The following is a 3,835-nucleotide window of genomic DNA, read 5'->3' as shown; positions in this document are numbered from 1 at the left end:
CGCAAGGAGCATCACCACATGAGCAACATCGGCATCCTGGGCGCCGGCCGCGTCGGCACGAACCTCGCCGGCAAGCTCTCCCAAGCCGGACACCACGTCACCATCGGTACACGCAGCCCCGAAGACACCGCCGCCCGCACCGTCGGCCTCGACCCGCGCATCGCCTTCGCCGACCAGCGCACCACCGCCCGCACCACCGACATCGTCATCAACGCGACACCCGGCGACAGCTCCCTCAAGCGCCTCACCGACCTGCGCACCGAGCTCTCCGGAAAGATCCTCATCGACGTCTCCAACGCAACCCACGCCGCCGCAGACGGCCTGCCCGGCGACCTGTGCTACCCCGGCAGCAGCCTCGCCGAGAAACTCCAGAACGCACTCCCCCACACGCATGTGGTCAAGACCCTCAACACCATGCTCTACATGGTCATGACCGCCCCCGAAACCCTGACCACCCCACCCACCGCCTACCTCTCCGGCAACGACGAACACGCAAAGAGGACCGTCACCGGCCTCCTCGCCGACCTGGGCTGGCAACCCGAACACATCGAGGACCTCGGCGACATCACCACAGCCCGCGCCACCGAAGCCATGATCCTCGCCGTCCCCCACATCCTGCGCCGACACGGACTCAAACCGACCGCCATCACCCACACCCACTGACCCCACCAAAACCACACCCACACCACACCAAGAAGCGCGCACCTGCGAAGCAGCCGGACGCAGGGCGCAGGACGCCGGACGCCAGGCGCCGGCAGGAACAACGCCCCCTGGACTGCAACTGACGCCCGCACCCATCGACACCGATCAAGCCCACTACACCGGAGACGACTCCCGAAGCCGCCGACACACGACACCCATTCCCGGGTACAGCGCCACACCGTCGAGCGGCATGCGAACAACCAGACCAAAACACCCCGACCACACCTCGCTGAGCACCTCGAACGCCAAACCCGCACCCGGGCCGCAACGGAACGCCGGCGAGCAGTCGGAAGACCGCCAGACCAGGCTCCAACTCACGACGCCCGCATACACCTGGACACGGCAGCCCCGGCCGGACGGATGGATACGCGGGGGCCCGGGCGGGCGCATGGATGGGGAGCTGCTGTAGGACTACGGTCGGGCCGCGGCCGCGGCGAACGGGCGCTCGGCGAGCGCCTCGCCCGGTCGGGCGGCCAGGCACGGCCGGGCGGACGCCAGCGGGTGGACGACGGGCTGCGGACGGGACTTGAACGGGCGCTGGGTCATTTCGACGGCTCCTTGGAGGACGAAGCGTCGGTTGGACAGAGGTGTTCTCAACAGAAGTGCCTTCCGGTCGCCAGGAGATACGTCGCCAGACGCACCTCCGAAGGCATGTCCTCCGAAGACGTCATGCGGTGCCTGAAGAGGGTCGTGGCCCGCGAGGTCCACAGACCCCTGAAAACCATTGGCGTCCCGGCACCGGCACCGGTGACGTGACCGAGGCGACCAGGGTTTCACGGGCCGGTGTGCGGGCCAGGCCACGGATGCCCATCCGGTGACGCGCTGGATGGGCGGTCCGCCCGGACGAAGTCACGGTACCCGTCCTGCGCGACACCCTGGTTGACCCATCGCCCGCGAACAGCTCCCGTGCACTTCTCGGCAAGAACCAGAGCGCCCTGCGGGTCCTCGGCCTTGCCCAAGAGCTGGCCGAACTCTTCTTCCTTGGAGTCCTGATCGAACGGCGGGAACACGTCCAGGTCCAGAAAGTTCTCGTGCCCGACGTCTTCGACGGCATGGACGTAGACCTCGTACGACGTGCTCGCCGCCCGGACCTCGGCATACCTCACACCAGGGCGCTCGGGCGAGCCAATCGGCCCGAGGAACTGCTCAACCGAACGGCCCCGCCTCAAGGCCCCGACGATGAAGGTCTCCACCAAGTAGCGCACCCGGGCACAGTACGACCCAGTCACGACAACCGACCACCTTGACGATATATAGGAACTTCAACGGGCCCCACAGGCACAGGGAGGATGGAACGTCGGCGATGGATACGAACGGCGAAGCCGAACAGGCCCGGAACAGTGCGATCGCTTCCGGTACGCCGATCCGGCAGCTCTTCCGGGACGTCATCGCCGACCGCCTGCCGGGCCTCAGACCGCCCCAGGCCGCCATGCTGTTCAACGCCGAGGTCGCCCCCTGCGGGGACGACCGGAGCTTCCTTGGCGATTTCTACAACGAGATCCTCCACCAGGACACTTGCCAGTCCGCCACCGCTGACGGCCTCCCTCTGGTCGCGGCCCTCGCTGTCGACGACCGCATTCCCGCCCGGCACCGGTTCCAAGCCGTCGACCTGCTGTTCAGGGCCGCTACTGCCGCCGAGCGCCACCTCGCCGAGACCTGGCCGGCCACCCCGCCACACGCCGATCCCGACAGCGAGGCCCGGGCCCGCAGCGCGGTGCAGGCCCACGTCCCAGATCTGCTGACCCGCTGGTCGGCCGAATGCCCAGCGGTTCGCCTCGCCCTCGCCGGGCTTGCCGTCGTCTTCCCAACTCACCGCACCCTGCCCGCCCTGACACCGCGCCTGCAAACCATCACGCACCAGCACCCCCAGGGCACCGACATCGGCGACTACGTGCGGTTCGCCCTCGTCCTAGCCACCCAGAACGACGACCAGATCCTCACCGCGACAGAGAAACTCACCGACGCCCACTGGATGGGAACAGCACGCGGAGCACCGACACGAGCCCGAGCCCTCCTCCTCCTCGGCCAGATGCTGACCAAGATCGGAACCGCACTCACTCGGCCCCCCGCCCGGCAGTGACGCCTCGCGGACACGACGACGCACCGCGCGTCACCCGCGCTGCCATTTCTCGTGAACATTCCCGGGCCTGAAGATCCGCAACTGCTGCCCGAACCGAGGGACAAACTGCCCCTGAAGTGAACCAAGAAGACTCGGGGGCCTCTGGCCGCAACCTCCGCCAACCGACGCGGTGTACCCGCAGGCCCAGGTCCCCCGCTGTGGTCCAGGCCAGTGGTGGCGGCCTCCTCGGACCGCGCTTGAGATCCCGTCGTAGGACAATCGGGCGGTGACGCGACCCCTGAATCGTGACCGCTCCCTTGAAGAGCTCGAACGCGACCGCTGGCCGGCCCCGTCAGCCGACGCCACCCGCCTTGCCGCTACTGCACACGCATTGCGGCGCCGCCCGATCGGCGAGCTCACCGTCGAAGACATGCGCTTGTTGATCGGCCAGGACATAGGACTGCCCTACCTCCTGCCACTGGCACTGGAGGTACTACGGGACAACCCGATGACAGCAGGGCACATGTACGAAGGTGATCTGCTGTCCGCGGTCCTCACCAGGAACCCGGCGGTCTGGACCGGATCCTCCGAACTCGGCCGAGAACTACGCGCGATCATCTCGAAGTTGACCGACCTGCCGCCTGACCTGCAACAGAAGGTTGAACGGTTCCTGACTCGATAGAGCACCGACGCAGGACATGTCCCATGGCGGTTGCCGCGCCAGCCCCAGCGCCACGCCCCGCTTCTGCAGCCCCGCAGAACAGCTGATCCGATTCGGCGAAGGCGCCTCCCTCGCGTCAGCTCGCATCGACAAGGACATGCGCCGGCTCGCGGTAAATGAGCAGCTCGCTGCAGCCGGGGACGATGACGCCTGATAACACCGCCAGCGATCCGCTCTCCGCCGCCGGGCTCAGGGCGGTGAGGCGCGGCGGCCCCGGCCGACGCGTAATCCGCTGAACGCGCCCCGATCCCCGGCGGGGGCCGCGCCGCCCATCGCGCCCGTCCCTTCCTCCTTCACTCCAGCCAAGGGACGTGGGCCAAACAGCCGCAACGGGGCTGTCAGCAGCCGACTAC

At 68.0% G+C, this 3,835-nt stretch carries 5 protein-coding genes; 3 read left to right on the top strand and 2 right to left on the bottom strand.

The genetic code is table 11. The annotated features are described in order from the left end of the window. Positions 1-18: 18 nt before the first annotated feature. Positions 19-663, top strand: a complete 645-nt coding sequence (locus tag ACFRAC_RS36605) for an NADPH-dependent F420 reductase (protein WP_382939649.1) — start codon at positions 19-21, stop codon at positions 661-663. 450 nt (positions 664-1,113) lie between these two features. Here ACFRAC_RS36605 and ACFRAC_RS36600 read toward each other — a convergent pair whose 3' ends face one another. Together ACFRAC_RS36600 and ACFRAC_RS36595 are read right to left on the bottom strand one after the other, a co-directional pair. Continuing rightward, entirely contained in the window at positions 1,114-1,248 is a 135-nt protein-coding gene (locus tag ACFRAC_RS36600) for a hypothetical protein (RefSeq protein ID WP_382939645.1), read from the bottom strand. 227 nt (positions 1,249-1,475) lie between these two features. After that, positions 1,476-1,907 (bottom strand): hypothetical protein, encoded by a 432-nt coding sequence (locus ACFRAC_RS36595; RefSeq protein WP_382939642.1) that lies wholly within the window; start codon positions 1,905-1,907, stop codon positions 1,476-1,478. 98 nt (positions 1,908-2,005) lie between these two features. On the opposite strand from ACFRAC_RS36595, the gene ACFRAC_RS36590 reads away from it, so the two are divergent. Beyond that, positions 2,006-2,782: a hypothetical protein gene (locus ACFRAC_RS36590; protein WP_382939639.1), complete on the top strand. Its 777-nt coding sequence runs from the start codon at positions 2,006-2,008 to the stop codon at positions 2,780-2,782. A 265-nt stretch (positions 2,783-3,047) separates the two neighbouring features. Then, positions 3,048-3,443 (top strand): contact-dependent growth inhibition system immunity protein, encoded by a 396-nt coding sequence (locus tag ACFRAC_RS36585; protein WP_382939637.1) that lies wholly within the window; start codon positions 3,048-3,050, stop codon positions 3,441-3,443. The last annotated feature ends 392 nt before the right edge of the window (positions 3,444-3,835 follow it).

This window comes from Streptomyces sp. NPDC056628, assembly GCF_042792555.1.
GTDB lineage: Bacteria > Actinomycetota > Actinomycetes > Streptomycetales > Streptomycetaceae > Streptomyces.
Note: the sequence above shows the minus strand (reverse complement) of the source record. Positions and strands in the feature narration are given on the sequence as shown.